Raw genomic sequence first — 26,681 nt, forward strand, 5'->3', positions numbered from 1 at the left:
GCCTGTCCATCTGCCCGCCACCCGACGTTCACCCCGACTACGCCGCGCGACTCTACGGTCGCTCACGACCGGACGCGACAGCGTGCGGACCTCATCCCACCGAGCAGCGAGGCGACGGCATGAGCGTCACTCCCCAGGCCGGTGGCAGCGCCGGCGAACGGACCGGACTGAACGTGGCGTTCGGTGGCGGCGTGTACCCGGCGGAGGAGATCGCCCGGGGCGCCGCGTACGAGTTGTTCAGCGCCGACGAGGTGACCGGCTTCGAGTGGGCACCGCGCCCGGGTAGCGCCCTGCCGTGGCACCGGTTCGTGCACGTCACCGAGGTGACCGCTGTGCACGGGGTGACGGAGCCGGCCGACGAGCCGGAGACGCCGCTGCTGATACCCGCTCACCGCGAGCGGGGTTGGGCGTACCTGCACCAGCTCAGCCAGCAGCCGGCGGCAGCGGGCGACCCGATGCTGGTGGCCGCGCGCGCGTCGGCGGTGGTCCGGCGGGGCACCCGGATGATGAAGGTGCTCTCGGCCCAGCAGCTCGCCGGCTACGTACGGGGCTGGCTGCCGCACGGCTTCTGCTACCGCGAGCACGATGTGGCGCACCTGCGTACGCCGGCGACGACGACGGTGCTGCGTACGGACGGTGACGCTGGCCGGGACGGCACGGACGTGACGTACGCGCTGCGCTGGCGCGCGTCCGACCCGGGCGACTACGAGGTGCCGGTGGGCCCGGCACACCGTGGCCTGACCGCGCTGGCCGCCCGGGACCGGCTCGGCGCCCCGGTGCTCGGCACCGGCTTCGTGCCCAGCAACGGTCAGCTCATCCCGGAGTTCATCACCCGGGACTTCGCCGACCTGCCGATGCCGGCGAACGCCGCCCTCATCGCGTACCCGGCGGAGGGGCAGGAGGTGGTGCTCTACACCTACCAGGCCGAGCAGCGCGGGTGGCTGCGGATGGTGGGCCCGCAGTGGCGTCACCTGCTGGCCACGGTGCCGGGGCTCTCCCCGGACCAGGAGTACGTGCCGAACGCCGACGTCCCCCGCTCCACCCAACTGGTCGGCATGTACGGCGACAGCGAGTACGAGGCGGTAGCCGACCTGCCCGGTGGGTTCCGGGTGCTGGCGATGACCCGGGCGGCCCGTTACCCGGTCGACGCGGTGGCCCGCCGGCTCCGGTTCGCCCAGTGGCGGGGGGTGCCGTGCCTGGTGCTGCGGGAGGAGGCCGGCTGGCTGCGGGTGCGCCTGCGCTACCCGAACCCGGACACCGTGGTCACGACCGGCGCGCAGTGCCAGGAACGCGGCGTCTACGAGGCCTGGGCGCCGGGCGCCGAGGTGACCGACGACCAGGTGATGGACACCCGCTACATGATGTGACGGCGCGCGGCGGCGGGGCACCCGCCGCCGCGCGTCGTGCGGTCAGTCGGCGAGCCGGGCCAGTTCCTCGTCGACGATCGACGGGTCGAGCTTGCGGAACACCGGCTTCGGCGCGGCCAGCGGGCGGCCCGCCTCGATCGACACCGACTCCCAGCGCGCGCCGACGGTGTAGTCCCCGGTCAGCACCGGGTACGCCGGGCCGCCGTCCAGGTCGTCGACCTGCTCGATAACCGGCATCGGCGCGTGCACGCCGGTGCCCCCGAGCAGCTCGTGCACCTGCTGCGCGGAGTGCGGCAGGAACGGGGTGAGCAACGTGTTGGCATCGCTGATCACCTGAAGGGCGACGTGCAGGATGGTGCCCATCCGGGGCTTGTCCGCCTCGTCCTTGAGCTTCCAGGGCGCCTGCTCGGAGAGGTACCTGTTGGCCTCGGCGACCACCTTCATGGCCTCACCGATCGCCTGCTTCTGCCGGTGCCGGCCGATCAGGTCGCCGACGGTGGTGAACCCGGTCCGGGCGACGGCGAGCAGCGCCTCGTCGGCCTCGGTGAGCCCGGCCGGGTCGACCGGCGGGATCGTCCCGAAGTTCTTCGCGGCCATCGAGACGCACCGGTTGACCAGGTTGCCCCAACCGGCGACCAACTCGTCGTTGTTGCGGCGCAGGAACTCGGCCCAGGTGAAGTCGGTGTCGTTGCTCTCCGGGCCGGCGGCGGCGATGAAGTAGCGCAGCGCGTCGGCGTCGTAGCGCTCCAGGAAGTCGCGAACGTAGATGACCACCTTGCGGGACGAGGATAACTTGCGCCCCTCCATGGTCAGGTACTCGCTCGAAACCACCTCGGTGGGCAGGTTGAGCCGACCCAGCTCGCCCGGCTCACCGTCGCGGGAGCCCTCACCGGAGTAGCCGGAGAGCAGCGCCGGCCAGATCACCGAGTGGAAGACGATGTTGTCCTTGCCCATGAAGTAGTAGGACTGGGCGTCCTTGCCCGCGCCGTCGGCGGACCAGTACTTCCGCCACGCGTCCGGATCGCCGGAGCGACGGGCCCATTCGATCGAGGCGGACAGGTAGCCGATCACCGCGTCGAACCACACGTAGATCCGCTTGTCCGACCGATCGCGCCAGCCGTCGAGCGGGATCGGTACGCCCCACTCCAGGTCACGGGTGATCGCCCGGGGCTGGAGGTCGTCGAGCAGGTTGCGGGAGAACCGCAGCACGTTGGGCCGCCACCCCTCCCGGGTGTCCAGCCACTGCCGCAGCACCTCGGCCAGGGCCGGCAGGTCCAGGAAGAAGTGCTCGGTCTCGACGAACTTCGGAGTCTCTCCGTTGATCCGCGACTTCGGGTTGATCAGGTCGATCGGGTCGAGCTGGTTGCCGCAGTTGTCGCACTGGTCACCGCGGGCGCTGTCGTACCCGCAGATCGGGCAGGTGCCCTCGATGTAACGGTCGGGCAGGGTGCGCCCGGTGGACGGGGAGATCGCGCCCATGGTGGTCTTCGGCACGATGTAGCCGTTGCGGTACATCCCCTCGAACAACTCCTGCACCACCGCGTAGTGGTTGCGGGTGGTGGTGCGGGTGAACAGGTCGTACGAGAGACCGAGGCCGTGCAGGTCCTCGACGATCACCCTGTTGTACCGGTCGGCCAGCTCGCGCGGGGTCACCCCGTCGGCGTCGGCCTGCACCTGGATCGGGGTGCCGTGCTCGTCGGTGCCGGAGACCATGAGCACGTCGTGGCCGGCCATCCGCATGTACCGGGCGAAGACGTCGGAGGGAACGCCGAAACCGGAGACGTGGCCGATGTGGCGGGGGCCGTTGGCGTACGGCCAGGCCACTGCCGCGAGAACGTGACTCATGAGCAGTGAGCCTAGTGACCCGTCCGGGGCGTTCGCGAACCAATAGGGGGTGCCCGACCGGCGGACTGGGCCGACCACCTCGCCCGTTGGTCCGATTTGTCGTCGACACGCGGTTCACCTGCCCGTTTCACCTCCTGGTGCGGTGTGCAATGAACGTCGTGACGGGCAGAGGAGCGGCGCGGGACCACGAGGACGGTCCCACCGGGTCGGCGGTCGGCGACGACCCGGGGCCCGCCGCGTCCCGGGTCGCCGGGGTCGCGCCGCAGCCCCGGCTCGTGTCCAGCGCCGACCCGGGTGCGCTGCGGCCCACCCCGGCGGGGAGGTCCACCGCAGCGGCCCGCCCCGCGCCGGCGGCGCCGTCACCCACACCGACTCGTCCGACCCCGGGGGCACCCGTACCCAGCCCGGCCCGGCCCGGCTCGTCAGGCCCGCCGGCCGGCGCGGCGCCGGCCGGCGCGGAGCCCGTCGAGGTGGAGCCGACCACCGGCGCTCCGGTGGACGCGGTGCCGCGTCGGGTGCCGGTCCGGCAGCAGGGCCGCCGGCAGCGCGGCCATGGCTCCGACGGCGACCCGTCGGAGGACGACGGTGGCGCTTTCTGGGCGCCGATCGAGCAGGTGCACTGGGACGGCACCCCGATTCGCAAGGACGCGGCACCGGCGCGGTTCCGCGGCTTCCGGCTGGCGCGGCGTCGGGCACCTCACCGCACGCCACTGCCGCCGGACCCGCTGCCCGGGCTCGCCGCGCTGGTGGTGCTGAGCCTGGTCGCGGCCTTCTTCGCCTGGGTCAGTGCCGGTCCGTTCTGGCTCGCGGTCGGGCACGCCCGGACCGGCACGGTGGTGATCGACGGCTGCTCCGGCGACGGTCTCACCCTGCGCTGCCGGGGGATCTTCACGGCCGAGGACGGGCGGTTCATCACCCACGGCGTCCGGGTCAGTGGCGTGCCCGCCGAGGGGAGCACGGCCGGCACCGCGCTGCCGGCACGGGTGACCGGCCCGGACAGCGGTACCGCGTACGCGGACGTCGGCGTGGGCCGGCACCTGCGGTGGCTGCCCGGTCTGCTGGTGGTGCTGGCCTGCGCCGCCGGCATCGTCCGGTTGACCGGGTCCGCCCGGCTGCCCGGTCGCCGGCACCGCCGCTGGGCCGTGGCCGCCGCCGTCGCCGGCCCCACGCTGATCACCGTCGGCTTCCTGATCGCCGCGTGGTGACCCGGTCGTCCGGCGAGCCGGACCACCTCGATCAGCTGTGCACGATCGTGTAGACGTCCCGGCGACGCAGCGCGTACTCGGTGGCGACGTCGGTGATGGCGTCCCGGCGGGACCGGCCGGCGGCCTCCCGCTCGGCGACGGCGGCGCGAAGGGTGTCGTCGTCGGGGCGTTCGGCCGCAGTCACCGGGGCTCCGGCCACCACCAGGGTGATCTCTCCACGCGGGTCCCCCTCGGTGGCCCACCGGGCCAGCTCGCCGAGGGGACGGCGGAGCACCTCCTCGTAGGTCTTGGTGAGTTCGCGGCAGAGCGCGGCCGGCCGGTCCGCCCCGAACGTGTCGGCCAGGTCGGTGAGCGTTGCCCCGATCCGGTGCGGGGCCTCGAAGAAGACCAGGGTGCGCTCCTCGGCGGCGAGGGCGCGCAACCGGGACCGACGGCCACCGGGGGTGCGCGGCAGGAAGCCCTCGAAGCAGAACCTGTCGCAGGGCAGCCCGGAGACGGCCAGCGCGGTAGTGACCGCGCTGGGCCCGGGGGCGACGGTGACCGGCGCACCGACATCCAACGTGGCACGGACCAGCCGGTAGCCGGGGTCGGAGACGCTGGGCATCCCGCCGTCGGTGACCAGCGCCACCACGTACCCGCCGAGGATGACCTCGACCAGTTCGGGGGTGCGCCGCTCCTCGTTGCCCTCGAAGTAGGAGACGATTCGACCGCCGACGGTGAGGTCGAGATCGCGGGCCAGCCGGGTGAGCCGTCGGGTGTCCTCGGCGGCGACCACGTCGGCGCTGATCAGCACCTCCCGAAGTCGGGCCGAGGCGTCGGCGGGGTTGCCGAGCGGGGCACCGAGCAGAATCAGGCGCCCGACTTCGGACATTTCACCCACGAATTCGTCTCCTTCATTGCAGGGAATACCGGTATCAGGGACGACGGACGCCACCGGACACCTTGGCAGCCTACGATCGCCGGGTGACGAGTGCGTCGACAGCGCAGACCCCGAGCGCAGATCCGGACAAGATGATCCAGGCGACGGGCGAGCCCAGTGCCACCCAGGAGCCGACGGCACCGAACGCCGAGGGCGGCGGGGTGGTCGCCGTGGTCCGGCGACGGTTCGCCACCGTCGACACCCAGGTGGACAGGTTCTCCTGGCTGGCCACAGCAGTGGTGGTGGCCATCGCGGCGATCGTGCGCTTCGTCGGGCTGTCCAGCCCGAAGGGCAAGATCTTCGACGAGACGTACTACGCCAAGGACGCCTACGGCCTGATCTCCCGGGGCGTGGAGTGGAACTACAAGGACAACGTCCCGTCGTACGTGGTGCACCCCCCGCTGGGCAAGTGGTTGATCGGCGTCGGCGAGTGGGCCTTCGGCTACCAGGACGCGGATTCGAAGGTCTCCGTTCCCGGTCACCTGATGACCACCGCACCGGAGTTCGGCTGGCGATTCTCGGCGGCGGTGATCGGCACGCTGTCGGTGCTGCTGCTGGTCCGCATCGGTCGGCGGATGTTCCACTCGACGGTGCTCGGCTGCGCGGCCGGCCTGCTGCTCGCCCTGGACGGCTTCCACCTGGTGCTGTCCCGGGCGGCCCTGCTCGACATCTTCCTGCTGTTCTTCGTGCTGGCGGCGTTCGGCGCACTGGTGCTCGATCGGGACGCCCGCCGTCGACGCTGGGCACGGGCCCTGGACGACGGGCTCGATCCGAGCCAGCCGGGACGGGCCGGGCGCCCGCCGACCGGTTGGCGCACCTGGCCGTGGTGGCGGCTGGCGGCCGGGGTGCTGATCGGCTGCGCCTGCGCGGTGAAGTGGAGCGCCCTGTACTTCGTGCCGGCCTTCGCGCTGCTGGTGCTCTTCTGGGAGGTCGGCGTCCGCCGCTCGGCGGGCGTCCGCCGGCCCTGGCGGGACACGCTCGTCGACGAGCTGCCCTGGCTGGTGCTCGCCGGCGTGCTGATGGTCGGCACCTACCTCGCCACCTGGTCGGGCTGGCTGCTCACCGACGACGGTTACTACCGGCTCGCGTCGGCCTACCCGAGCGCACCGCTCAGCGACCGCCCGTTCATCGGCCCACTGATCAACCTCTTCGAATACCACCGCGCGGCGTACGGCTTCCACGCCCAGCTTGACGACGCGCACAAGTACCAGTCGTGGCCGTGGCAGTGGCTGCTGTTGGGCCGACCGGTGGCGTTCCACTACGCCGGTGACGGCGTCTGCGGCGCGGCGAGCTGCGCCTCGGAGATTCTGCTGCTCGGCACCCCGCTGCTCTGGTGGTCGTTCCTGCCGGCTCTGGTGGCGCTGGCCTGGCTGGGTGTGGCCCGTCGGGACTGGCGGGCCGGCGCGATCCTGCTCACCGTGGCCGCCGGGTTGCTGCCGTGGTTCTGGTTCGCTCTCGACGGCCGGACGATGTTCTCTTTCTACGCCGCGCCCGCGGTGCCGTTCCTGGTGCTGGCCGTGGTGTACGTGCTGGGCGCGCTGATCGCGCCCGCCGGGGGTGACGTGGGTGCGGTGACGCCCCTGGTGCCCGGTGACCCGAGTTACGAGCGCCGACTGGTGGGCAGCATCGCGGCGGGGGCGTACGTGCTGCTGGTGGCGCTGTGCTTCGCGTACTTCTATCCGATTTTCGTCGGTATGGTGATTCCGTACTCGGACTGGCTGTCCCGGATGTGGCTCGACGGTCGGTGGATATAAGCATCGACAGGCGACGCGCCGCACCGCGCGACGGAAGAAGGGCCCGCACGCCGAAGCGTGCGGGCCCTTCTTGACAAAGACGCGCGCCCCGATCGCCTGCCACGGGGGAAGCGGGCGATTGGGGCGCGCATGAAGAGCTTAACCACCGCGCACCACCGGCACAACGGGTCGACTTGGGTCAGATTTCCGACGGAGGCTGGCCGAGCCGACCCCTTCCCTCTCACAGTTGACCGAGGGTGACCCGGCATGGACCCTGAGCGCGGGTGCTGCCGATCAGAGGCGAACCCGACGTGGGCGGCGTCGCCGATTCCGCGCGCCCGCACCCAAACGATCATCCAAAGTGGATCTCACTACACTGCGGGTCGTGATCAACTTCAGACGATCGACGGCGGTCCTTCTCGGACTGTTGGCGACCACCGCGCTGACCGGCCCGGCACACGCCGACGAGGAGCCGGCGCCCGAGCCGCCCCGGGTCGAGCTGGTGCTCGACGTCAGCGGGTCGATGCGCGCCGCCGACATCGACGGGCGCACCCGGATCTCGGTCGCCCAGCAGGCATTCAACGAGGTGGTTGACGCGCTGCCCGAGGAGACACAGCTCGGCATCCGGGTGCTCGGCGCGACCTACCGCGGCAAGGACAAGAAGGTCGGTTGCCAGGACACCCAGCAGATCGTGCCGGTCGGGCCGGTGAACAGGTCCGCCGCCAAGGCGGCGGTGGCGACACTTCGGCCGACCGGGTTCACTCCGGTCGGGCTTGCGCTGCGCTCCGCCGCGCAGGACCTGGGCGCCGGGGCCACCACCCGGCGGATTGTGCTGATCACCGACGGCGAGGACACCTGCGCTCCGCCGGACCCGTGCGAGGTGGCCCGGGAACTGGCCGCCCAGGGCACCAGCCTGGTCGTCGACACCCTCGGCCTGGCCCCCGACGACAAGGTTCGCCGGCAACTGCTCTGCATCGCCAGCGCCACCGGCGGGACCTACACCGCCGCGCAGAGCGCCGAGGAGCTGACCGGCCGGATCAAACAGCTCGTCGAGCGGGCCGGAGACACGCACACCCGGGCCCCGACAGTTGTCGGCGGCACGAGCGCGTGCGACTCGGCGCCACTGCTCGCCCCCGGCGTCTACGCCGACCGGGAGGCGTTCTCCGAGCATCGCTACTACCGGGTGCCGATCCGCCCCGGGCAGGAGCTGCGAGCTTCGGTGAGCATGGCGCTGGACCGGGCCGTCAACCGGGACTACGGGGTGCTGCTGCGGGCCACCGCGGCCGACGGTCGGGAACTCGTCCGCGGAGCGGACGCCGGCAGCGGGAGGGCCGACGTGCTCTCCGCCGGGCTGCGCTGGTCGGCCACCGCCGACCACGAGGATGCCACCGAGACCGAGCAGAGCGCCGCGCCGGTCATCGAACCCACCACCGTCTGCCTGGTGGTCAGCAATTCGTTCGCCCCGCGTCCCGGCACCGCGGCCACCCCGGGCATGCCGGTGGAGTTGACCATCGACGTGGTCGCCGCCGCACCCGCACCGGACGGACCGGACCTCGGCCGGGGCTGGGTGCTGCTCGCACTGCTCACCATCGCCGGTCTGCTCACCGGTCTGCTCGCCGGTCTGCTCACCCGCTGGTGGGTCGCCACCTGGAGGGAGAACTGATGCGTACCGCACTGTTCCGGTCGATGGCGGCGCTGCTCGCCGCCGGCACGGCCGCTCTGCTCCCCACTGCGGCCGCCGCCGCACCAACCCCCTCCCCGGGTGCCACGCCGGTGAACCGTGCCGGCACGTCGTTCCTCACCGCCACCCCGATCACCGCCGGACAACCGGTACGGGTGGATGCCTCGATCGGCGATCACCTCTACTGGTCGTTCCCGGCGACCGCCGGGCAGGTGCACGAGATCAGCGCCACCGTCACCTTCCCGAAGGGACGCAGCGGCGCCTCCACCTGGACGGTGGACGTCTTCGACGGGCTGCGCCGACGCCAGGCGTGCACGGCGGGGGCCCAGACCCCGACAGTGGACGCTAAGGCGTCGAACGTGGTGCTGGGTTGCACGCTGCGCGAGGTGCGGCCGTGGGCGGAGCCCTGGTCGGCCGACCCACTGCCCGGCACGTACGTCGTCCGACTCTCGGTGATCGAGCTGCCGGAGCCGGATCTGGGTGCGCCGATCGACGTCGACCTGCTGGTGGGCACCATCGCCGACCGGGGCGCCTCGGCTGACGACGGCGAGTTGGCCGCCCCGCTGGTGCCGAACACCAAGGCCGGCACGGTGCTCAACGCCGTACCGCCGGTGGACGCGGAGGCCGACGACGAGAGCGGCTCGCTGACGGACTGGTTGCCGGATCTCGGCTCGCGTTGGGTCTGGACCGGCATCGGCGGCGCGCTCGCCGCGGTGGCCGGCGTGTTCGGATTCGCGCTGACCCGACGCCCTCGACGTCGCTGAGACGCCCCCTCTGGTGGCCCCGCCCAGCGGCGGGGCCACCAGAGGCTCACTGCCGCCGGGAGCCGCGCGGCAACCAGCCGATGAACCTGTCCTGGAGCGACATCACCGGGGCCGCGCGCAGATCCTCGGTGGCGGCGGCGAGGCAGGAGCCCAGATAGACGCTGAGCATGGCGCGGTCACCCCCGTACTCCGCCAGCAGCCGGGTGCGCTTCGTCGCGCACGGCCACTCGTCACCGCAGGAGCCGCAGCTCCAGCAGGGGGTCTTCGGGGCGTGTTCGTCGGCCCGCACCCCCGGCCGTTCCAGACCATCGGTCATCGCACGTCCTTCCAGATGTCCACGGGACTGGCGGCTGCCGTGCCGGCCAGCATTGATGGTGGTCCCCCCGGAGCCATCAGGGAGAGCGCTACGCGTCCCTCCGGTGTTACATCTTTGCGGTACCTTCGTCGGTCGTGGGAGTCGGAAATTTGACGGTTAACGTGATGCGTCATTCCTACCGACCAGTAGGTCACCGGAATGCGTGACCTGCTGCCATCGACGGTCGCCGTCGCCGTCGCCGGGCCGGAGGACTGGACGGGCGAGTTGCTCCCCGCTGAGCAGGCATGCCTCGGCGAGCGGGCGGTGCAGACCCGTCGGCGGGACTTTGCCGCGGGCAGGATTTGCGCCCGCAGGGCACTGCGCGACCTCGGCCTGCCGTCGACCGCCGTGCCGGCCGCCGCCGACCGCGCGCCGGTCTGGCCGGCCGGGATCGTCGGCAGCATCACCCACACCGCCGGCTACTGCGCCGCAGCGGCGGCGCACACCACCGACGTCCGGTCCGTCGGGATGGATGCCGAGCAGCACCGCGAGGTCAATCCGGGAGTACGCCGACTCGTGCTGCTGCCCGAGGAGGAGGCCATCTGCGCCCGGCTGCCCAGCGGCACCTACTGGCCGATCGTGCTGTTCAGCGCGAAGGAGACCGTCTACAAGGTGTGGCATCCGATCGTCCGCGGCTGGTTGGACTTCCACGACGCCCAACTCGACATCGATCCGGATGCCGGCACGTTCACCGCCCGGATCGCACCGGCCCGGGTGGACGCGGCGGGGGTCGACGACCCACCAGCATCGATCAGTGGCCGATTTGTGATCGCCGACGGGCTGGTCCGCACCGCCGCCGTGCTTCCGGCACGTTGACCTCACACGGTCACTCGTAGCGATGAATGGAATACCGATCCACATTGGCTATCGGTGACCAGTTGAACACCGTCCACGCTGGCCAGATGGGTTCTGCACCCGAGCGGTGGGAAGCCCTCCGGCGTGGCGATTGGACGCTCCGCCACCCACGGTAACGTCGAAGAGTTCCCGCACCGCACGTACCGAAGCGTCAAGGAGTACGGTGACCCACCCCCAGCCTCGCGCCACGCCGCACGACCCCCGACAGCCGAACCCGCAGCCGCCGACCCACTCGTTCGCGGCGACACCGCAGCCGCCGTTCTCGGGGGCTGCGTACCCGGCGGCCGGCGGGAACACTGGCGATGGCGGCGGATATCGGGCACCCGGCGGCTCCGGCTACCCGATCATCGCACCACCACCGGCGCAGACGGACCGCGCGAAGAAGTCCGTCGTGGTCGTCGCGGTCACCGCCGCCGTACTCACCCTGCTCACCTGCGCCGGCGGCATCGTGGCGGTCGTCATCGGCACCAAGGGCACCTCGACCACGGTGAGCGAGGCACAGGCCACCCCGCCGACGAACGCCGACACCCGCGGGATGTCGCCGGGCGACACCCTGGTCGTCAACCGCGAGGCCGGCACCGTCGAGATCACCGTGACGAAGTTCAGCAGCGCCACCAAACCCTGCAAGTCCCACGGACTGAAGCCCGGCGAGGGCATGTACGTGATCGCCGACGTGACGGTGGCTGTCACCAAGGGCACCGCGTCGACGAACCCGCTCTACTTCCAGTGGGTCGCCGCCGACGGCACCAAGACCACCGCGATCGGTGGAGCCTTCTCCGGCTGTGGCAAACCGATGCCGGCCGTCGACGACCTGACCGCCGGCACCAGAAGCACCGGCAGCGTGGTCTTCGACGTGCACGACACCTCCGGCGCGCTGGAGTACCACGACCAGTTCCAGACCGCCGGTTCCTGGAAGCCGTGACGCGCTGACACGACGTGGGGCCGACCCGTCCGGGCCGGCCCCACGCGGTGGGCGAGTCGAAGGGTCAGCAGCCCGTCCAGCGCACCGGGGTCACCCGGTCGGCGAGGACGTTGCGGAACCCGACGATGGTGCCCGAGTCGGAGATGGACCGCGCACCGACGACCACCCCGGTGCCGCCGCCCGGTAGGACCCGGGAGGTGGAGCCCCTGGCAACGCGGTCACCACCCACCACGACGCCCTTGGCGTTGACGTCGGCCAACGCCGGCATGTCCTGGTCGAGCAACGTGTGCGAGCCGCTCCGAAGGTCCCACCGCACCCTGGCCGAGGTGGTGCCGTTCAGCCAGGCCTGGCCGATCGCCCAACGACCCGCCGCCGCGCCGGCCGTGCTCCACTCGGCGCCGGGGAACGTGAGCGCGTCGATCCGGCCGTTCGGCCGGCGGACCCAGCTGTTCCAGTCTCCGAAGGGTCCGGCGCTACCGACGATGGTCCCGTTGTCGGTGATCCCACCCGCCTGCGCGTCGACCGGGGCGTCGAGCACCTCCACAGTGCCCGGACGGGCGGCCGGCCAGCGCAGCGCGACCAGTTGCCCGGGCACGATGTCCGAGCCGTAACCGACGATGTCGCCGGCATCGTTGATGGCGCTGACGAAGATGCCGGTGGACGGCAGCACCGGCAACTGCTCGAGCCTGCCGTCGCGGTACCTCCACGGCTGCCCGTAGCCGCTCTCCGCCGATCCGTTGCCGATCACGACGCCGTCCGCGTTGATGTCGACGGGGGTGTCCGTGCTCTTCGACTCCAGTTCGGTGACCCACTGCCCGTCCCAGAACAGCAGCAGGTACTGGTTGTCGGTCTCACCGACCCGCAGCGCGGTGCCCGCGACGTAGCGCCCCGTCGGGTCGACCGCGTTCGCGTCGGCCCGATAGGTGCCGGTCGGGTACGGCAGCGTGCTGATCTTGCAGGTGCGGGTGGTCGCCCCGCTGGGCGCGGCGGTCGCCGTAGCGGAGACAGCGACCCCGAGCGAGGTGGCCAGCAGACCGGTCGCGGTGGCTGCGAGCATCCGGCGTCGAGTGCTTCGGTTCATCCTTGCTCCCCTGTGAGGCCCGGGTACTCCCAGGCATCTGATTGATACCTGGCTCCACAGGTGAGCTGGCTGCACGGTTGCGCACTGTCAGCCAAGAGACAGCAGCGGAACCGCCGGAATCACCGCCCCCAGGCCTCGGTGGCGGTGACGACCGGGCGGCCGGTGCGTACCGACTCGTCGATGGCGAGGCTGATCAGGTGGTCCTGGCAGGCTTCGGCAAGCGGGTACGGAGCCGGGCCCTCCTCCCGCGCCCACGCCCCGGCACGGGCGACGATATCGGCCACCGCGATGTCGTCGTCGGACATCCCACTGCCGACGAACGGGTTGCGGTAGACCACGTCGCCGTCGAAGCTGATGTGCTTGAGGTCGAGCCCTTCCAGGTTGAGGTCGAGACCGGTCTGCCGCCGGGTCAGGAACGACTCCACCGGCGTGCTCGGGTCGGCCAGGCGGACCACCCGGTCGTCCACCAACTCACCGCGCGAACCCCGGACCACCAACCGCCGGGTGCGCAGCGGGTTCCACCACTGGTTGTCGGTGAAGTCGTACAACCCCATCCGCCCGCCGAAGTCGATGGTCGCGAGGGTGGTGGAGAGCTGCTGCGGGGTGTCGTCGCCGCTCCAGCCGGCCGGCGAGAGCGGGTTGGCCAGCGGCGCGACGAAGGCGCGCGCGCTCACCTCGGCGCTCTCGTGACCGACGCCGAGCAGACCCCGGATCAGGGAGACCGCGTGGTACAGGTGGGTCGAGGAGATCTGCACCGAGGTCGGCTCACCGAGCAGCCCGGCGCGGACCAACGCCAGCCGCGCCGCGTGCCCGGGCATCAGCAGGTACTGCTCGGCGACCTGCACCAGGCCCCTGCCTCCGACGTCGGCCCAGAGCGAGCGCAGACCCGCCAGGTCGGGGGCGGGCGGCGTCTCGGCGAGCACCGGTACGCCGGCCGCGACCAACTCCCGGGTCGCCTCGGACGTCACCGGCCACGGCACCGACACGATGACGAAATCCGGCCGCTCGTGGGCGAGCATCTTCGCTGCCGTGCGGAAGGTCGACACGCCCCAGTCGGCCGTCACGGCGGCTCCCCGTGATTCGGTACGCGTCACCACCCCGGTCACCCGGAAACTGTCGGGGAGCAGCCGGGCCAGGCGTAGGAAGAACTCACCTCGCCAGCCGCTGCCGATGATGCCGAACCGGGTCTGGGCCACCGAAGTCATCTGGGCTCCTCACGTAGAGGTCCGGATGCTAACCGTTGCACTTCGCTACGGTTGCCGCGCCAGCACGGCCTGATACCGGTGACGACCGAACGCTTCGCCTAGGTGGATCAACGCCGGGTCGTTCCGACCTGGCCGTGGGTCGGTCACGCACCCCGAAGATCGCAAAAGGCCGTCTCCGACTTGCGGAAACGGCCTTTGACCTGGGGTGGAGCTGAGGGGATTTGAACCCCAAACGCCGTGAGCCGGGTAGAGACCATACGCAATCGGTCAGATCTGGCCTCTGAACAGGGCTGGAGTCCTCAGCGCCTCTCGACGTTTTACACGGCTTTTCGGGCTCAGTTGTGCCGGATCTATGCCCGATGATCATGCACTGGGCATCGGAGGTTACTGGCCTTCGGGCTTGACGAACGTGCCTCGTTGCGGGACCACGAACAGCACGCCCTGATCAACCAGGACGGCGATCGAGCGTCGCACGGTCGCGCGGGCGACGCCGTACTCCTGCACCAGGTGCGCCTCTGACGGGATTGCCCGGTTGGGTTGCCAGTCTCCGCGCTGGACCCGGGCCGCGAGGATGCCGGCCAGTTGGCGGTAGGGCGGCAGCGGTGCGCCGTGGTCGATGTGCGCGTCCGGGTCGAACTCCATACGTCTGACGCTAGAAGTCTCCACACTTGCGGCATCAACCTTCTACGTAGCTAGACGTAGGTAGACCGGGGTTGGTACGGTGCGGCTAACCCGCTGTGCTGGCCGTAGAGATATCTCGCCCTGGTACGGCGGCATCCCTGCCCGGCTGGGCTCCTTCGACTCGGCCGGGCAGGGGCAACCTTCGAGCAGGGAGAGGCCTTCATGCCTGCCGAGAAGCAGGGCCGGGCGTGGGCCAAGCCGCAGCCCCGCTCACCCAAGCCTGGCGACGAGCTGTGGATCGACCGCGAAGCTTCGGTGCAGTTCCGGCGGCAGCGGTTCAGGTTCCGGGTGATCTCGGTATGCCCGAAGCCGACCTATCGGGGCTGGGCGTGGCTCACGGGTTACCAGCTCGACGCCCGGGGCAACGCCGTCGACAAGCGGGAGATCTTCGTCCAGCTAGCCGGCCTGCACCCCGCCGAGCGGTCGACGTAGCACCCCTGCACTGACTTCTGCCATCCCGTCACCGTCGTCCCACACGCCGTGGAGCGGGTCCGCCCATGTACAGCCGCGCTTCGGGTGTTTCCCGATGGCCGCCGCCTTGCCTGCCCCAAGCGAGCGCAAGATCCTCACGAGTTTCCGATCTTGACGTCGTCGTACGTATGTTCTAATCTGCACAACCATCGTCCGTGACACGCCGATGAAGGATGCTCAGCTTGACCGAGGTGAAGAAGTGCCGTAAAAATTCACACCGTGACTTCACTCCTGGTCCTGCCCGTGGCTGATGTGGTCGAGCTGCACGAGGCCGGCCTCGCCATCCTCCACCGTGCCATCCTCGACAAGGTCAGCCTCGCCGCCGGAGCTCTGGACGAGGTCAACGCCGCCGACGCTGGCGAGCATCCTGGCCACGTGCTGGCACCGGTGGTGCGTCGTGGGCTGGGCCCCCAGCTGCGAGCGGACTTGGCCGACACAGGGCTCACCTTGAAGGTCATCCAGTTTGATGCCGTCCGGCTGATCTTCTCTACTCACGGTGGCGACGTGGCGCGGGTGCGCAAGCGCAACCCGAACTGCCTCGTCCTGGGCAACATGCCTCAGCTGGAGATGTTCGCCGGTTTTCATCCGGGTGAGCTTGCGATCCTCTGGGACCCGGACGAGCAGCAGCAGCAGCTGCGAAGCATTGTGTTGGCGCGGGTGGATGCGGCGTCGTGGAACAAAAAGGAGTGGGTGATCTTTGAGGAGGCACCGCTTCCTCCGCCCGCCGCGAAGTCCTACGCGCCGCCTGCTGGGTCCTCCAACGACGACGACGACTTGGCCGATGTGGTCAATTCGGTGGACGACCGAACCGGGACGGAGGATGTTGATACCGCATGAAGGTTCGCATTTATGGCGAACGGCTAAGGGATGCGCGCGTAGTTCAATCTCTGCTTTCTAAGGACGTAGCCGACCGGGCGGGCATAGCTCCATCCCAGCTGACCCGCCTAGAACGCGCTGCCTTTACCGAAGTTAATGAAGAGACAGCGGAAAGGCTGGCAGAATGCCTGGCCTTCCCGCTCGACTTCTTTTCTTATGAAGCGGCGGCATACGTTAAGCCTGGGTCAACGCTCTTTCGCGCTCGAAGAACTATGCCGAAAAGGGAAGAAGAGCAGCTACATACCTGGCTACGACTCGCTGGCGAAATGCTTATGGCGACTGCCTCCAAAGTGAAAATCCCCTCCCTAACCTTGCCTGCTCGCATGGATTTCGAAGACGCTGACAGTGCCGCCCGAGCAACACGCCGACGATTCGGGCTGGACGAGGTCTCTCCGATTCCACACCTGATGCGTGTCATGGAACGCAATGGAATTCCAATCGTTGCGCTCCAGATAGAAGCGGATATCGCCAAGCACGATGCTGTCAGCTGTTGGGTTGGCCGAACTTGGGGCGACCCAGCCGAATGGCCGCTTGCCGTAGTTCGCGTAATGGAATCCTGGGAGCGAACCAGATTCTCGGTAGCGCACGAACTGGGCCACTTGGTGCTACATCGAAACGGGGCGCCCGAGGACAAGCAAGCAGAGCAGGAAGCGTTCGACTTTGCTCGAAGTTTCATGCTGCCATCGAATGTTCTTAAAGAGATGTGGCCACGGGCGGCGACGCTCAACAGCATCATGCCGATTAAGGCGCAATACGGCATGTCGCTGGCCAGCATCGTCGAACATGCGTGGCGGACAGGTCTCATAGACGAGGACAGGCGACTGAATTTCTACAAGCAGTTGTCGAACCGTAAGGATCCTCGAACTGGTCTGAGGTGGCGGGAACAAGAACCCGGTCATGAGGACCGAGATGTGGAACGCCCGCGGCTGGTAGCGCGCATGTCCGAAGCGGTCTTCGGAGACGGACTCCATCTCAGCGAAATGTCTGCCGGAACTGGCTATTGGCCTGCCATATACATTCGCCGCGTTTTGGCGAGCCAAATCTGGTCCGAGAAAAAATCCTCGACTCCGGCGCGCAGCAGAGCAGATAACGTATACAGGATAGGTGAGCGCCGCTAGCGCCCCAACTCAGAAAAGCAACATCTGTGTTCACAGGGTCAGGGTGTGAGGAATCGGTAAGAGCCTCCACCCTGACCCTTAGTTCTTCCCTTGAACATAAGCGAGAGCGGACCGCGTCAGCCATGACACTCATGCCCATCCCGTCTGCCGCCGACCCACACACCGTGGAGCGGGCCAGGGCCAGGGCGCCAAGGTGGAGCGCCCTACCGAACGAACGAGGATTCCCTGGTCAGGGGCCGGCCCTTCAGTCTGCGTCGGGTCAATACTCGGATAACTTCGCGCTCATCGGCAGGCATCGGCGCGGACATGACCACCGCACCACGGGTACGGGTCGACGCTCCAGACCCGCCACCCTCCACCGTCGCGGCGTGCCTCGAACTGCCACGGGCGCGGGGTGCCGGCCATCGACATGCCGTGATCGCCCCACCACACCACTTGAACGCGCGTCACCACCTGGGCGCGGCCGTCGCCCTGGTCCTCAACGTCGAACACGCCCGCGCTGACTTTCGATGGCAGTGGGTCGGTCCGAGTGATGTCACGCCGGAGATCGCGCCACTCGTCGAGCAGCTCGCCCCGATGCTGCGGTGCCAGCACCGCCCGTAGCCCGAGTTCTTCCCCCGACGATAGGGCCAGCATGAAGACGTTCACGGCGGCGTCGGGCGCTGCTTGTCCCCTGTCGGCTTCCGCTGTCTTCACGGCGAACCAACTCACCCCAGCGACAGCCGGACCGCCCACACACAGAGATAGCCCGATCGCCAAATAGATCACCCAACGGCGCGGCCGGCGGCGTCGCGGTTCCTCCCCCAAGATCACCCGTGGCACCATAGCCCAGCCTCCGAATGACGACCACGACGGCGCGGCGGCATCCCTGCCAGGGTGAGCGGTCACCGCGAGTCGGCAACCGGGTGACCACGCCTCTCGGTCTTCAAAGCTGAGCCACAGACGCAGCCGGAAACGCGCCCAGCAACCCGGAGCCCGACGCACCCATCGTGCCTACTGCCGCGCGGGCATTCGGCCGAGGGAGCGCCAGAACTGACGTGCTACTGGCGGCCACGCCGGCGGCCTGGCTTGCCGCGTAGCCGTGTCTACGGCTCTCCGACACCGCGCCGTGTGCGCCGGGGCGTGACCGGCCGCCAGGCCGCACGCGCGCCCCGGCGCGACACGGCGGCGGGCCGCAGGCCCGCCCTTGACCAAGTAAAGAAAGTCTGAACACGAGCTATGCTCCGGCATGGTGTCCCTCGACTATGGACGGGTCAGTCGTATGTCAACGCGAGAAGCTAGACCGTCTAGGCTGGATTAGCGGGACGGTTGGTGGATTTCGAAGGAGGGTTACCTTGGGTAAGGCGCGTCAGAAGAAACGGCGTGGAAATCTCCAAACACCTCGGTTTGAGATCACAGTTGTCCTTGGCGTAGGACACGGCGAAGCGTCACTCGATGCTGAGGTGGAGATTGCCAAGTCCGCGGTCCTTTATGCGGACCACGTGCGCATAGCTAGCCCGCGGCTCTTCGCCGTAATCGCAGCCATGGAACTTTCTACGGTTACGCCTCAGACTCTATCGAAGGCGCTCAAGAGAGCTGTTCGGCACGGTGGCGATACCCTTCGACCGGTTGCGGAAGACGCGCAAGCCATCTGGGAGGCGCTTGATGCGCTTCCTCCCCGCCACGCGCTTACCGCAGCTGAGCGCAAGGAAAAGACTGCTCTGCTGCGCAATTTCAACCAGGGTCTAGAGGGACTACGCACGACGGCACGCCGCAATCTCGATGAGTGCCTGGCGACACCCTTGATTCCAGCAATTAATGCCGGACTAATCTCCCTCGACCCGCTGGTGTCAGAGGAAGAGAGTTTTGACGATCTTCCCGATGACCTTCTGCTTCAAAGGTACGTCGATCGGGTAAAGAGTACGCTTGCAGACCAGCGAACATACCCACTTTTCGATGCAACAACGGCCCATCTGGCCGATCTCGGTGTGGAAGCCGGCGAGTTCAGCCGATCGAATCGGTTCAACCTCCGCGCCCTCAATGCTGCAAGTGGTACCGGGTTGGTCGAGAGGCTTCCATCTTTCGATGGGGCTGATATGTCGGAGATAGTCGACATACGAAAAGAGTTGGACGCACCACTTGCGCGGTTCCGACGTTCGGTAGAGGAGACTGCCTCCGATCTGCCAGAATCTCCGGCCGATCCGGACTTCGAACCATCGCTCGATCACTTGTGGCTGACGAAAGTGTCCCCAGCTATCGAGGAAATCCGAGAACGAGTACAGCAAGACGCATCATTGCGCAGGTTGTCAATGCGAGCGCTACCCGCTGCGGCAGGGCAGGTAGCGGCCGTTGGTGGACTCAGCGCAACCGGGCTTGCGATCGCGGCAGCCAGCCACCCCAACTACATCTGGGCCGCGCTGGCCGCCTCCGTTTCGGTTGGACCAACGATTGCAAGCGTCGCAAGTGAAAGATCTAGAGCGCTCAACCAGGCTCAGAACATGCCGTTCTATTTCTTGTATCGCTCTGGTGTGAGCCTCGAACGCCGAAGGCGCTGACGAATTCGAACTGCGTGTATCAGGTGTCAAGTCGCCTGATTAGCGCGAACGCAATCTCCCGCATATTGGTTACCACTAGATCCGCTCCGGCTGCTCGGAACCTCTCGACCTTATCCGGGCGGTTTGCGTACCCGATTACCCGCACCTCAGCGGCCCGTGCCCCGTCGATGTCCGCGAGCGAATCGCCAATCAACACGCACCGACCCGGCGGCTCGCCAATCGCGTGCGCAGCTTGCCTGATCGGTTCCGGGTTGGGCTTCATCCGCTCCGGGGCGGCGTAGGCTCGGCCAACAATCGGCGAGACATGGACGGCAAGTCGGTGCGCTGCGAGGTAGGCGCTCACGGCACCGGCAGAGTTGTTGCTGACTACCGCCACGGGGAAGCCGGCCTCCCGGGCAGCCACGATGACTTCGCGGCCGTATGGCGTCGGTTCGGCGGTCTCGACGGCCAGGCGCTCAGCCGCGCATAGCGCATCCTCTACTGCCTGTGTCGCCTTCTGGTCACCAGTGGTCCCGATGCGGCGTAGCACCTCAAGCGGGTCCGGTTCGCTGGTGAGATCCGGCGGGACCGCCATGCCGCACCGGCGTAACACCTCGACCAGTTCCGCGGCGACCCTTGGCGCTGGATAGCCCGCGAAGACGCTGCACACCGGCCCATCGAAGTCGAGCAGCACGGCACCGACTTCGTCGAGCAGCCGGCTAAGGTCGGCGTTCATGTGTCGTACCGGTAAGCGATGGTCGACCAGACCGAGTCGAACCACTGGCGGGATGCTTCCAAGAACTGCGTGCCGTGGGAGGTGTCATCGTCGGTCACGGCGTAGTGGAACAGCGGCACGTCCTTGCCCATCAGGTCATAGATCGCCATTGGCTCACCCTTGATCGAGACGGTTCGCTCAACGACCGGATAGAAGCCGTAGAAGACCTCTTCGCCGTTGAGGATGTAGAGCTTGAACAGCGGTGCGGCACGGTGCATCCGCACCTCGACGGTGGTCGACCGAATGAGGCCGAGGTCGCCTAGCTCGGTGACCTGGTCGATGATGCCGTCTGCGGCTCGTCGGGTGATGCGCTCCGCACGTTCGCGTACGGCCGCGTCATCGGCCTGCGTCTCGGCTCGGGCGGGCAGTGCCATCGGAACGGTCATGTCGGAGATCAGGATGCGCACGGCGATGGTCTCCGGTGCGAGCTGTCCGACCCGCACCTTGTCGAGCGCTTCGGCGAGCGCGTCGCGCAGCGTCTCGCCAGAGAACCCTGCGAAGTCGATCGCGACATGTGATCGCTCGAATGCAGCCTCGATGTGCGGGCGTAGCTCTACGGGCCGCTGTGTTTGTGCCCGGACGAACGCGCCGCTTCCCTGTCGAGACACGATCAACCGCTCTGCTCGGAGCAAGTCCAGGGCGCGCTTGACGGTTTCGCGGGCCACGCCGTAGCGGGTTGCTAGCTCGGGCTGTGACGGCAGCTTGTCGCCTGGGGCAAGCCGGCGCGTGAGGATGGCGGCGCGCAGCTTGTTGGCGATCTGCTGCGAAGCCTGTCTTGGGTCGTCAGGGTCTAGCTGACCGAGGAAGTCCAGGTTGTCACTCACGCGCCCACGGTACCGCTGACTAGCCAAGTAAGGGAAGTTTCAGTCGGCCTCTTGTCTTGGCTAGCCAAGAAGGGGTACCTTCGATCCATCGACCTGGCTAGTCAGGCCAGTCAGGTAGATAGACGTTGGACATAGATGGTCCTGGTAGGCGTCCACACGACACGGGCAGCGAACAAGACGAGGGAGATCAAGAGATGCGGAACATCCCGGTGAACATGGGTGGCTTCAAACTGCGGGTGGTGGAGGAGCCGTCGATAAAGATGGACCAGGAGGGGCGGGTGCTCACCGCTTACGGGACCGATGACCCGCTGTACGTGGTGGGGGTGTTCGCCAAGCCGCTGGCGACCGATGACGGCTACCGGGGCAAGGGCGAGGAACTGAAGGTCACCCTGTCGGTCAACCCGCAGGGGATCGAGGAGGGTGACCTGGTGGAGCTGATCGGGGCCACGGTGTCGCACTGGGAGCGCGATGGTCGTAGTGGCTTGACGTGGAAGGCGCAGAGCCTCAAGGCGGCCTGAGGTAGACACTTCGGCCCCGCCCCTTTCTGGTGGGTGACCCGTTCGAGTCGGGTCGGGGCACTTTGTCAAGGCAATGCGGCTTGCGTGTGGGCTGAATCCTTGGCTGCTCGTTCTTTGAAAATTACACAGTGGATACAACCTTGTCTAAAACAGGTTCAATGCCTCTATTCGTACAACGATTTTGGAAGGGAGGTTGCGGTGTCGGATTTCGAGTTGATTCTTATCGGGTTGCTGTTGCTGTCGGTTTGCCTGAACGTCGGTCTTATTCGTCGTGAGGGGCGTCGGTTGCGGCGTGTGTGGCGTCTGTCCGGTCGGGAGTAGTTGCCGGTCGGTGGTTTCTATCCGTCCCTTGGATTGTGTTTCCGGGGACGGGTGGTGCCCACCGATGGTGGTGCGGGAGATCGGAAGGAGAGGCATGGATTTTGTGCCGGAGATCGTGAAGTCGTTGACCGGCAGGTCTCGTTATGAGGCGCTGATGGGCAACGTGCAGGGCCTGTCGATGCTGATGGACGGCGCGAAGAGCCTGATCAAGGGGTGCGAGCCACCCCCGGGGACGCTGTACCAGTTCGCGGCCCGGGTCGAGGACCTGGAAGACGCGCACAAGCAGGCGGTGGAGGCTCTGCGGGCGTTCCACACGCGGGTGAAGACGTTTGAGGCGGATCTAGTCGCCAAGCCGTGGAAGGTGGGCTGATGTCGTACCAGATTAGCGACACCTATGACGGGATCGATAAGGCGATGCGGCTGATGCGTTCTTCGATGAAGGGAATGCCGGAGCGGTATCGGTACATGCGGCACTACGACGATCTTCGTCGGGCGGTCGCGGTGTTACTGGTGCTGCTCGAAGAGGCCGCGCCGTGGATGGAGGAGACGCGGGAAGCGAAGGAGTCAACGAGTCGCGCGAAGAAGTTGTTCGCGGCGGTGCGCTGACAGTAATTGTTTCAACGGGAAGGCCCGGGTTGGTTATCCGATCCGGGCCTTTTCTTTACCCAAAACAGGTTTGACCGAATCGCATTTCAACTGGTGAAGGTAGGTGCGGGAGATGGGTAAGCGTACTCAGGGGTGGGAATGGAAGGTCGCGGGTTGGGCTGCGCGGCATCCAGGCTTCGTGGCTGCTCCGGCGGCGGTCGCTACCACGATGGCGCAGCTCGGGCCGGTGACCACGGGTGGTGTGGCGGCGGGTGTGCTCGCGGCGGGTGCCGGCTGGTACCGGGGTCACCCGGACTCCTGGGCGGCGGTGGCGGCTCCGCAGTTGCGGGCGTTGCGCCGGCGGTGGCTGTCGCGGGCGTACCTCGGTCCGTGGTGGAGCCGGATCACCGAGGAGTGCGGCCTGGTCACCGTGAATCGGCGGACCGGGGTTGTCAACGTGCCTCGGATCGTCCGTATCCGTAGTCACTCGCCGTCGACGGAGACGGTGTACGTGCGTCTCCTCCTTGGGCAGACGGTGAAGCTGTGGGAGGAAGCGGCCGAAGCCCTGGCGGTCGGGCTGAATGCCGAACGGGTGGGCGTCGAGCGGGTTCGCTCTCAGGTGATCGCGCTGGTTGTGCAGCGCTCGGAGCCGTTCACTGAGGTGATCGTTCCGCCGGAGATTGCGGCTGACGCCGACGCGGTGAGTCTGGCGAACGTGTACCTGGGCGAGACCGAGCACGGCACCGACTGGTCTGCGCCGCTGATCGGGCAACACTGGCTCGTCGGCGGGGCCACCGGGTCGGGCAAGAACTCGGTCACCTGGATGGCGCTGCGAGCGTGCGCGCCGCTGATCCGTGACGGCCTGGTGCGGGTGCACGTGGTCAACCCCAAGGGCACCGAATTGAACGCCCTGCGGCCGGTGTCCTACCGCTACGCCGAGACCGACCGCGACATCGTTGAGGTGGTCGCCGGGTTCTGGGAGACCATGCAGGCCCGCAAGAAGACCTTGGCGGAGCAGGGCCGGCGCACGTTCGAGCTGTCGCGCGAAACGCCCCTAGATCTGCTGCTCATCGATGAGCTGGGGGCGGTGACCGGGTACGGCGACCGGTCTCTCACCAAGGGCGTTCAGGCGGTGTTGCCGCTGATCCTGTCGCAGGCTCGCGCCCTGGGCGGCAGCGTCATCGGCGCTCTGCAAGAGCCCACCAAGGACGTGATCCCTCAGCGAGACCTGTTCTCCCTGCGGGTGTGCCTGCGGGCCACGTCGGCCGGACACGTCGACATGGTGCTTGGTGACGACATGCGACGCCGGGGCGCTCTCGCCGACGAGATCCCGAACGTCGCGGACTCGGCCGGTATCGGGTTCGTGGTCAGGCAGCGTTCGCGGACCCCGATGCGGGTGCGGGCGGCCTACTGCGACGACTCCGACATTGCCGAGCTGGTGCGCGTCGCGGGCTGGCCCCACACCGAACTCACCACGACGGCGCGGTGACGACGGTGAACAACCACGACACCACCGAGCGACCGGCGAAGCAGCCTCGCCCAGTCCGCAAGCTGAGCAAGCGCCTTGACGTCGCCCGTCAGCTCCACGACCTGGAACAGGACTCCGCGCTAGACATCGTGGAGATTGAGCGGCTGCGGGTGAGCGTGACCCGTTCACTGTGGCTGTTCCTGGCCATCGGTTCGGTGTTCACCACGACTGGCGTTCAGGACTTCCTCGCCGGTCACCTCACCCCGGCCGACCCGGTGTGGTGGGGCTGCTGGGGTGTCGAGCCGTGCCTGGTCGGCATCCTCATCACCGTTCTGCGCTGGGAAGCCGCGATGATCGCCCGAGAGATCGAGATCGACTCCAAGGCGGTTGACTGGCTCAAACGGTTCCTGCTGGGCTCCACGCTCGTCATGAACGTCGTGCCAGCGATCTTGCCTCGTGAAGGCGGCATCAGCGCGGGAATGCTGGCCGCGCACTTCATGGTGCCGATCCTCGTGTTCTTCCTGGCCGAGGTCATGCCGATCGTGCAGGCACGCTGCTCCCAAGCACGACGGGCCATCACCCTGCCCACCAGCACCCCCGCCGGCCCCGCCTCGGCTCCGGCTCCGGCTCCGGCTCCGGCTCCGGCTCCGGCTCCGGTAACCGTGCCGGCCGTCGTCGCGGAACCCATCACCCCGGCACCGGTCCCGATCGCGGTACCCGCTGCGGCGCCGGTTCCCGCCTCGATCCCGCATCGCCGGACGGACTCGACCAATGACGCCATCGGGGAGCCTGCGGCCCTGGACGGCTTGGGCATTCCGACCGGGATGCAAGCCCAGATCCGGCGACTCGTTGCCGACCTGGACCGACCGGTCACCGCCGTCGACATCCAACAGGCCACCCGGCTACCGGCGTCGATCGCGTCGAAGGTCGCTGACCGGTTCACCCCGGCCACGGCCAATGGCTACACGCACTAATTCACCACCTACGCGCACTGATTCCCCTCACTCTGACCTGCCGTGCTCCACCCGTTGGGGCACGGCAGGCCCGTCTCCGAAAGGAGAAGGCTCGTGGCACTACCAACCCCCGTGTACGACGCCGAAGCGGCGTTGACCCGATGGATGCGCTCGCCGGCCTACAAGCAATGGCGGGCCGGCGTCGAGAGCGTCAAAGGCTGCCTGCAACCGGTCCGGCTGGTCGGCAAGTTCGAGGTCCGGCACATGGGCAGCGGTGACCTGATCGCCTCCCGGCAAGGACGGGTATGGGCCTCCTGCGGCACCCGCCGCGCGGCCGTCTGCCCCTCCTGCGCCGACCGGTACGCCGCCGACGCCTGGCACCTCATTCACGCGGGCATGTCCGGCGGCAAAGGCGTACCCACCACCGTGGCCCGGTCCGCGCGCCTGTTCGTCACCCTCACCGCTCCATCGTTCGGCCCGGTGCACAACCGGCCCGGCAAGCGGCCGTGTTCTTGTGGACGCTGGCACCCCGAAGGCCATCCGCTGCTGGGTAGCCCGCTCGACCCGGCCACCTACGACTACGCCGGGGCCGTGCTGTGGCAAGCGCACAGCGGCCAACTCTGGCACCGCTTCACCATCGCCCTACGCCGCGCCGTCGCCGCCGCTGGTGGCCTCACCGTCCGCGCGTCCGGCGCACACCTACGGATCTCCTACGCCAAGGTCGCCGAATACCAGCGGCGCGGCCTGGTGCTCTTCCACGCGGTCATCCGCGCCGATGGCCCGTCCGGGCCGGACTCCTCGCCTCCAACGTGGCTCACCCCTGATGTTCTGGCTGACGCGGTGCGTTCCGCGGCTTCCTCCGTCGAGCTGGACACCGTCCGACCCGACGCAACCGCGCTGCTCCTCGGCTGGGGCGCACAGGTCGACGTCAAGGACATCACCGCAACCGACATCGACATCAACGACGGAGACGACGACGGGGACCAGGCCGTGGCCGACACCCGCCTGGCCGGCTACATCGCCAAGTACGCCACCAAGGGCACCGGCGCTACGGAGACCGGCGATCGTCGCATCCGTTCACAGATGCACATCGACCGGCTCCAGGTCTCCGCGCACCACCGGGCGATGATCCAAACCGCCTGGGACCTCGGCGGACTCGACCAATACGCCGACCTGAAACTGCGCCACTGGGCGCACATGCTCGGTTTCCGAGGCCACTTCCTCACCAAATCGCGCATCTACTCCACGACCTTCAAAAACCTCCGCGCCGAACGCCGAACCCACCAAATCCACACGGCGCTCACCGAAGCCGGCCTGCCCGAAGACACCGATGTCCTGGTCGTCAACAACTGGCAGATCCTCGGCATCGGCTACGACACCCCCGAACAACTCGAACTCGCCACCGCGATCGGAGACCGAATTCGAGCCGCACGACAGCAAGCCAGAAAGGAACCCCGATGACCACCCCCACCACCATCGAACGCCTATGGACCGTCACCGACGTGTCGGCGTTCCTCGGCATCCCCGTCGGCACCCTCTACCAATGGCGTCACCGCCGAACCGGCCCCCGCGCATCCCGCGTCGGCCGACACCTCCGCTACGACCCCGCCGACGTGCGGGCCTGGTTCAACAACAAGGCGGCCTGA

Annotated in this window: 27 protein-coding genes; 18 read left to right on the forward strand and 9 right to left on the reverse strand. The window is 68.2% G+C overall.

Annotation, left to right across the window (positions count from 1 at the left end):
• Positions 1 to 119: 119 nt before the first annotated feature.
• Positions 120 to 1,367 (forward strand): hypothetical protein, encoded by a 1,248-nt coding sequence (locus ACIBEF_RS13220; RefSeq protein ID WP_396793615.1) that lies wholly within the window; start codon positions 120 to 122, stop codon positions 1,365 to 1,367.
• A 42-nt stretch (positions 1,368 to 1,409) separates the two neighbouring features.
• On the opposite strand, the gene metG is transcribed toward ACIBEF_RS13220, so the two are convergent.
• Complete coding sequence (metG, locus tag ACIBEF_RS13225; RefSeq protein ID WP_396793616.1) at positions 1,410 to 3,212, reverse strand: methionine--tRNA ligase; 1,803 nt, start codon at positions 3,210 to 3,212, stop codon at positions 1,410 to 1,412.
• Between the two features lie 149 nt (positions 3,213 to 3,361).
• Between metG and ACIBEF_RS13230 the strand changes: the two genes are divergently transcribed.
• Entirely contained in the window at positions 3,362 to 4,417 is a 1,056-nt protein-coding gene (locus ACIBEF_RS13230; RefSeq protein WP_396793617.1) for a hypothetical protein, read from the forward strand.
• Between the two features lie 31 nt (positions 4,418 to 4,448).
• On the opposite strand, the gene rsmI is transcribed toward ACIBEF_RS13230, so the two are convergent.
• Complete coding sequence (gene rsmI, locus ACIBEF_RS13235) at positions 4,449 to 5,288, reverse strand: 16S rRNA (cytidine(1402)-2'-O)-methyltransferase (protein WP_396793693.1); 840 nt, start codon at positions 5,286 to 5,288, stop codon at positions 4,449 to 4,451.
• A gap of 140 nt (positions 5,289 to 5,428) precedes the next feature.
• Between rsmI and ACIBEF_RS13240 the strand changes: the two genes are divergently transcribed.
• From ACIBEF_RS13240 to ACIBEF_RS13250, 3 genes are all read left to right on the forward strand, one after another.
• Positions 5,429 to 7,090 carry a dolichyl-phosphate-mannose--protein mannosyltransferase gene (locus tag ACIBEF_RS13240; protein ID WP_396793694.1) on the forward strand — a complete coding sequence of 554 codons (1,662 nt, stop codon included), beginning with the start codon at positions 5,429 to 5,431 and terminating at the stop codon, positions 7,088 to 7,090.
• Positions 7,091 to 7,454: 364 nt separating this feature from the next.
• Positions 7,455 to 8,732, forward strand: a complete 1,278-nt coding sequence (locus tag ACIBEF_RS13245; protein ID WP_396793618.1) for a VWA domain-containing protein — start codon at positions 7,455 to 7,457, stop codon at positions 8,730 to 8,732.
• Positions 8,732 to 9,514 carry a peptidase gene (locus tag ACIBEF_RS13250; RefSeq protein WP_355005137.1) on the forward strand — a complete coding sequence of 261 codons (783 nt, stop codon included), beginning with the start codon at positions 8,732 to 8,734 and terminating at the stop codon, positions 9,512 to 9,514. Before ACIBEF_RS13245 ends, ACIBEF_RS13250 begins: the two co-directional genes overlap by 1 nt.
• A gap of 46 nt (positions 9,515 to 9,560) precedes the next feature.
• Here the strand turns inward: ACIBEF_RS13250 and ACIBEF_RS13255 are convergent, their stop codons facing one another.
• Entirely contained in the window at positions 9,561 to 9,830 is a 270-nt protein-coding gene (locus tag ACIBEF_RS13255) for a hypothetical protein (RefSeq protein ID WP_396793619.1), read from the reverse strand.
• 198 nt (positions 9,831 to 10,028) lie between these two features.
• Between ACIBEF_RS13255 and ACIBEF_RS13260 the strand changes: the two genes are divergently transcribed.
• Positions 10,029 to 10,685: a 4'-phosphopantetheinyl transferase gene (locus tag ACIBEF_RS13260; RefSeq protein ID WP_396793620.1), complete on the forward strand. Its 657-nt coding sequence runs from the start codon at positions 10,029 to 10,031 to the stop codon at positions 10,683 to 10,685.
• 202 nt (positions 10,686 to 10,887) lie between these two features.
• A complete protein-coding gene (locus ACIBEF_RS13265) occupies positions 10,888 to 11,646 on the forward strand; it encodes a hypothetical protein (protein WP_396793621.1) in 759 nt (252 codons plus the stop codon).
• A gap of 64 nt (positions 11,647 to 11,710) precedes the next feature.
• Here the strand turns inward: ACIBEF_RS13265 and ACIBEF_RS13270 are convergent, their stop codons facing one another.
• The 3 genes from ACIBEF_RS13270 to ACIBEF_RS13280 form a co-directional block, all read right to left on the reverse strand.
• On the reverse strand, positions 11,711 to 12,727 hold the full coding sequence (locus ACIBEF_RS13270) for a hypothetical protein (protein WP_396793622.1): 1,017 nt from the start codon (positions 12,725 to 12,727) through the stop codon (positions 11,711 to 11,713).
• Between the two features lie 119 nt (positions 12,728 to 12,846).
• Positions 12,847 to 13,932, reverse strand: a complete 1,086-nt coding sequence (locus ACIBEF_RS13275; protein ID WP_396793623.1) for a Gfo/Idh/MocA family protein — start codon at positions 13,930 to 13,932, stop codon at positions 12,847 to 12,849.
• Between the two features lie 384 nt (positions 13,933 to 14,316).
• On the reverse strand, positions 14,317 to 14,574 hold the full coding sequence (locus ACIBEF_RS13280) for a GntR family transcriptional regulator (RefSeq protein WP_396793624.1): 258 nt from the start codon (positions 14,572 to 14,574) through the stop codon (positions 14,317 to 14,319).
• Between the two features lie 201 nt (positions 14,575 to 14,775).
• On the opposite strand from ACIBEF_RS13280, the gene ACIBEF_RS13285 reads away from it, so the two are divergent.
• The 3 genes from ACIBEF_RS13285 to ACIBEF_RS13295 all read left to right on the forward strand — a co-directional run bounded on the left by ACIBEF_RS13285 (position 14,776) and on the right by ACIBEF_RS13295 (position 17,078).
• Positions 14,776 to 15,045, forward strand: coding sequence for a hypothetical protein (locus ACIBEF_RS13285; RefSeq protein ID WP_396793625.1), 270 nt, complete (start codon positions 14,776 to 14,778; stop codon positions 15,043 to 15,045).
• Positions 15,046 to 15,303: 258 nt separating this feature from the next.
• Positions 15,304 to 15,921, forward strand: a complete 618-nt coding sequence (locus tag ACIBEF_RS13290) for a hypothetical protein (RefSeq protein WP_396793626.1) — start codon at positions 15,304 to 15,306, stop codon at positions 15,919 to 15,921.
• On the forward strand, positions 15,918 to 17,078 hold the full coding sequence (locus ACIBEF_RS13295) for an XRE family transcriptional regulator (protein ID WP_396793627.1): 1,161 nt from the start codon (positions 15,918 to 15,920) through the stop codon (positions 17,076 to 17,078). The genes ACIBEF_RS13290 and ACIBEF_RS13295 overlap by 4 nt, the downstream gene beginning before the upstream one ends.
• 282 nt (positions 17,079 to 17,360) lie before the next feature.
• Here the strand turns inward: ACIBEF_RS13295 and ACIBEF_RS13300 are convergent, their stop codons facing one another.
• Entirely contained in the window at positions 17,361 to 17,774 is a 414-nt protein-coding gene (locus ACIBEF_RS13300) for a hypothetical protein (protein ID WP_396793628.1), read from the reverse strand.
• 638 nt (positions 17,775 to 18,412) lie between these two features.
• Between ACIBEF_RS13300 and ACIBEF_RS13305 the strand changes: the two genes are divergently transcribed.
• Complete coding sequence (locus ACIBEF_RS13305) at positions 18,413 to 19,612, forward strand: hypothetical protein (protein ID WP_396793629.1); 1,200 nt, start codon at positions 18,413 to 18,415, stop codon at positions 19,610 to 19,612.
• Between the two features lie 19 nt (positions 19,613 to 19,631).
• Here the strand turns inward: ACIBEF_RS13305 and ACIBEF_RS13310 are convergent, their stop codons facing one another.
• Together ACIBEF_RS13310 and ACIBEF_RS13315 are read right to left on the reverse strand one after the other, a co-directional pair.
• Positions 19,632 to 20,327 (reverse strand): HAD family hydrolase, encoded by a 696-nt coding sequence (locus tag ACIBEF_RS13310; protein ID WP_396793630.1) that lies wholly within the window; start codon positions 20,325 to 20,327, stop codon positions 19,632 to 19,634.
• Entirely contained in the window at positions 20,324 to 21,190 is an 867-nt protein-coding gene (locus tag ACIBEF_RS13315) for a GntR family transcriptional regulator (protein WP_396793631.1), read from the reverse strand. Before ACIBEF_RS13315 ends, ACIBEF_RS13310 begins: the two co-directional genes overlap by 4 nt.
• A gap of 194 nt (positions 21,191 to 21,384) precedes the next feature.
• Here ACIBEF_RS13315 and ACIBEF_RS13320 point away from each other — a divergent pair, with 194 nt between their 5' ends.
• The 7 genes from ACIBEF_RS13320 (at position 21,385) to ACIBEF_RS13350 (ending at position 26,681) form a co-directional block, all read left to right on the forward strand.
• Entirely contained in the window at positions 21,385 to 21,708 is a 324-nt protein-coding gene (locus tag ACIBEF_RS13320) for a hypothetical protein (protein ID WP_396793632.1), read from the forward strand.
• A gap of 415 nt (positions 21,709 to 22,123) precedes the next feature.
• Positions 22,124 to 22,399, forward strand: a complete 276-nt coding sequence (locus ACIBEF_RS13325; protein WP_396793695.1) for a hypothetical protein — start codon at positions 22,124 to 22,126, stop codon at positions 22,397 to 22,399.
• On the forward strand, positions 22,399 to 22,635 hold the full coding sequence (locus ACIBEF_RS13330; RefSeq protein WP_396793633.1) for a hypothetical protein: 237 nt from the start codon (positions 22,399 to 22,401) through the stop codon (positions 22,633 to 22,635). Before ACIBEF_RS13325 ends, ACIBEF_RS13330 begins: the two co-directional genes overlap by 1 nt.
• 382 nt (positions 22,636 to 23,017) lie before the next feature.
• Entirely contained in the window at positions 23,018 to 24,103 is a 1,086-nt protein-coding gene (locus ACIBEF_RS13335; protein WP_396793696.1) for a cell division protein FtsK, read from the forward strand.
• Entirely contained in the window at positions 24,067 to 25,056 is a 990-nt protein-coding gene (locus ACIBEF_RS13340; RefSeq protein WP_396793697.1) for a hypothetical protein, read from the forward strand. The genes ACIBEF_RS13335 and ACIBEF_RS13340 overlap by 37 nt, the downstream gene beginning before the upstream one ends.
• Before the next feature lie 144 nt (positions 25,057 to 25,200).
• Positions 25,201 to 26,496 carry a replication initiator gene (locus ACIBEF_RS13345; RefSeq protein ID WP_396793698.1) on the forward strand — a complete coding sequence of 432 codons (1,296 nt, stop codon included), beginning with the start codon at positions 25,201 to 25,203 and terminating at the stop codon, positions 26,494 to 26,496.
• A complete protein-coding gene (locus ACIBEF_RS13350; RefSeq protein WP_396793634.1) occupies positions 26,493 to 26,681 on the forward strand; it encodes a helix-turn-helix transcriptional regulator in 189 nt (62 codons plus the stop codon). Before ACIBEF_RS13345 ends, ACIBEF_RS13350 begins: the two co-directional genes overlap by 4 nt.

This window comes from Micromonospora sp. NPDC050795 (assembly GCF_044456785.1).
GTDB lineage: Bacteria > Actinomycetota > Actinomycetes > Mycobacteriales > Micromonosporaceae > Micromonospora.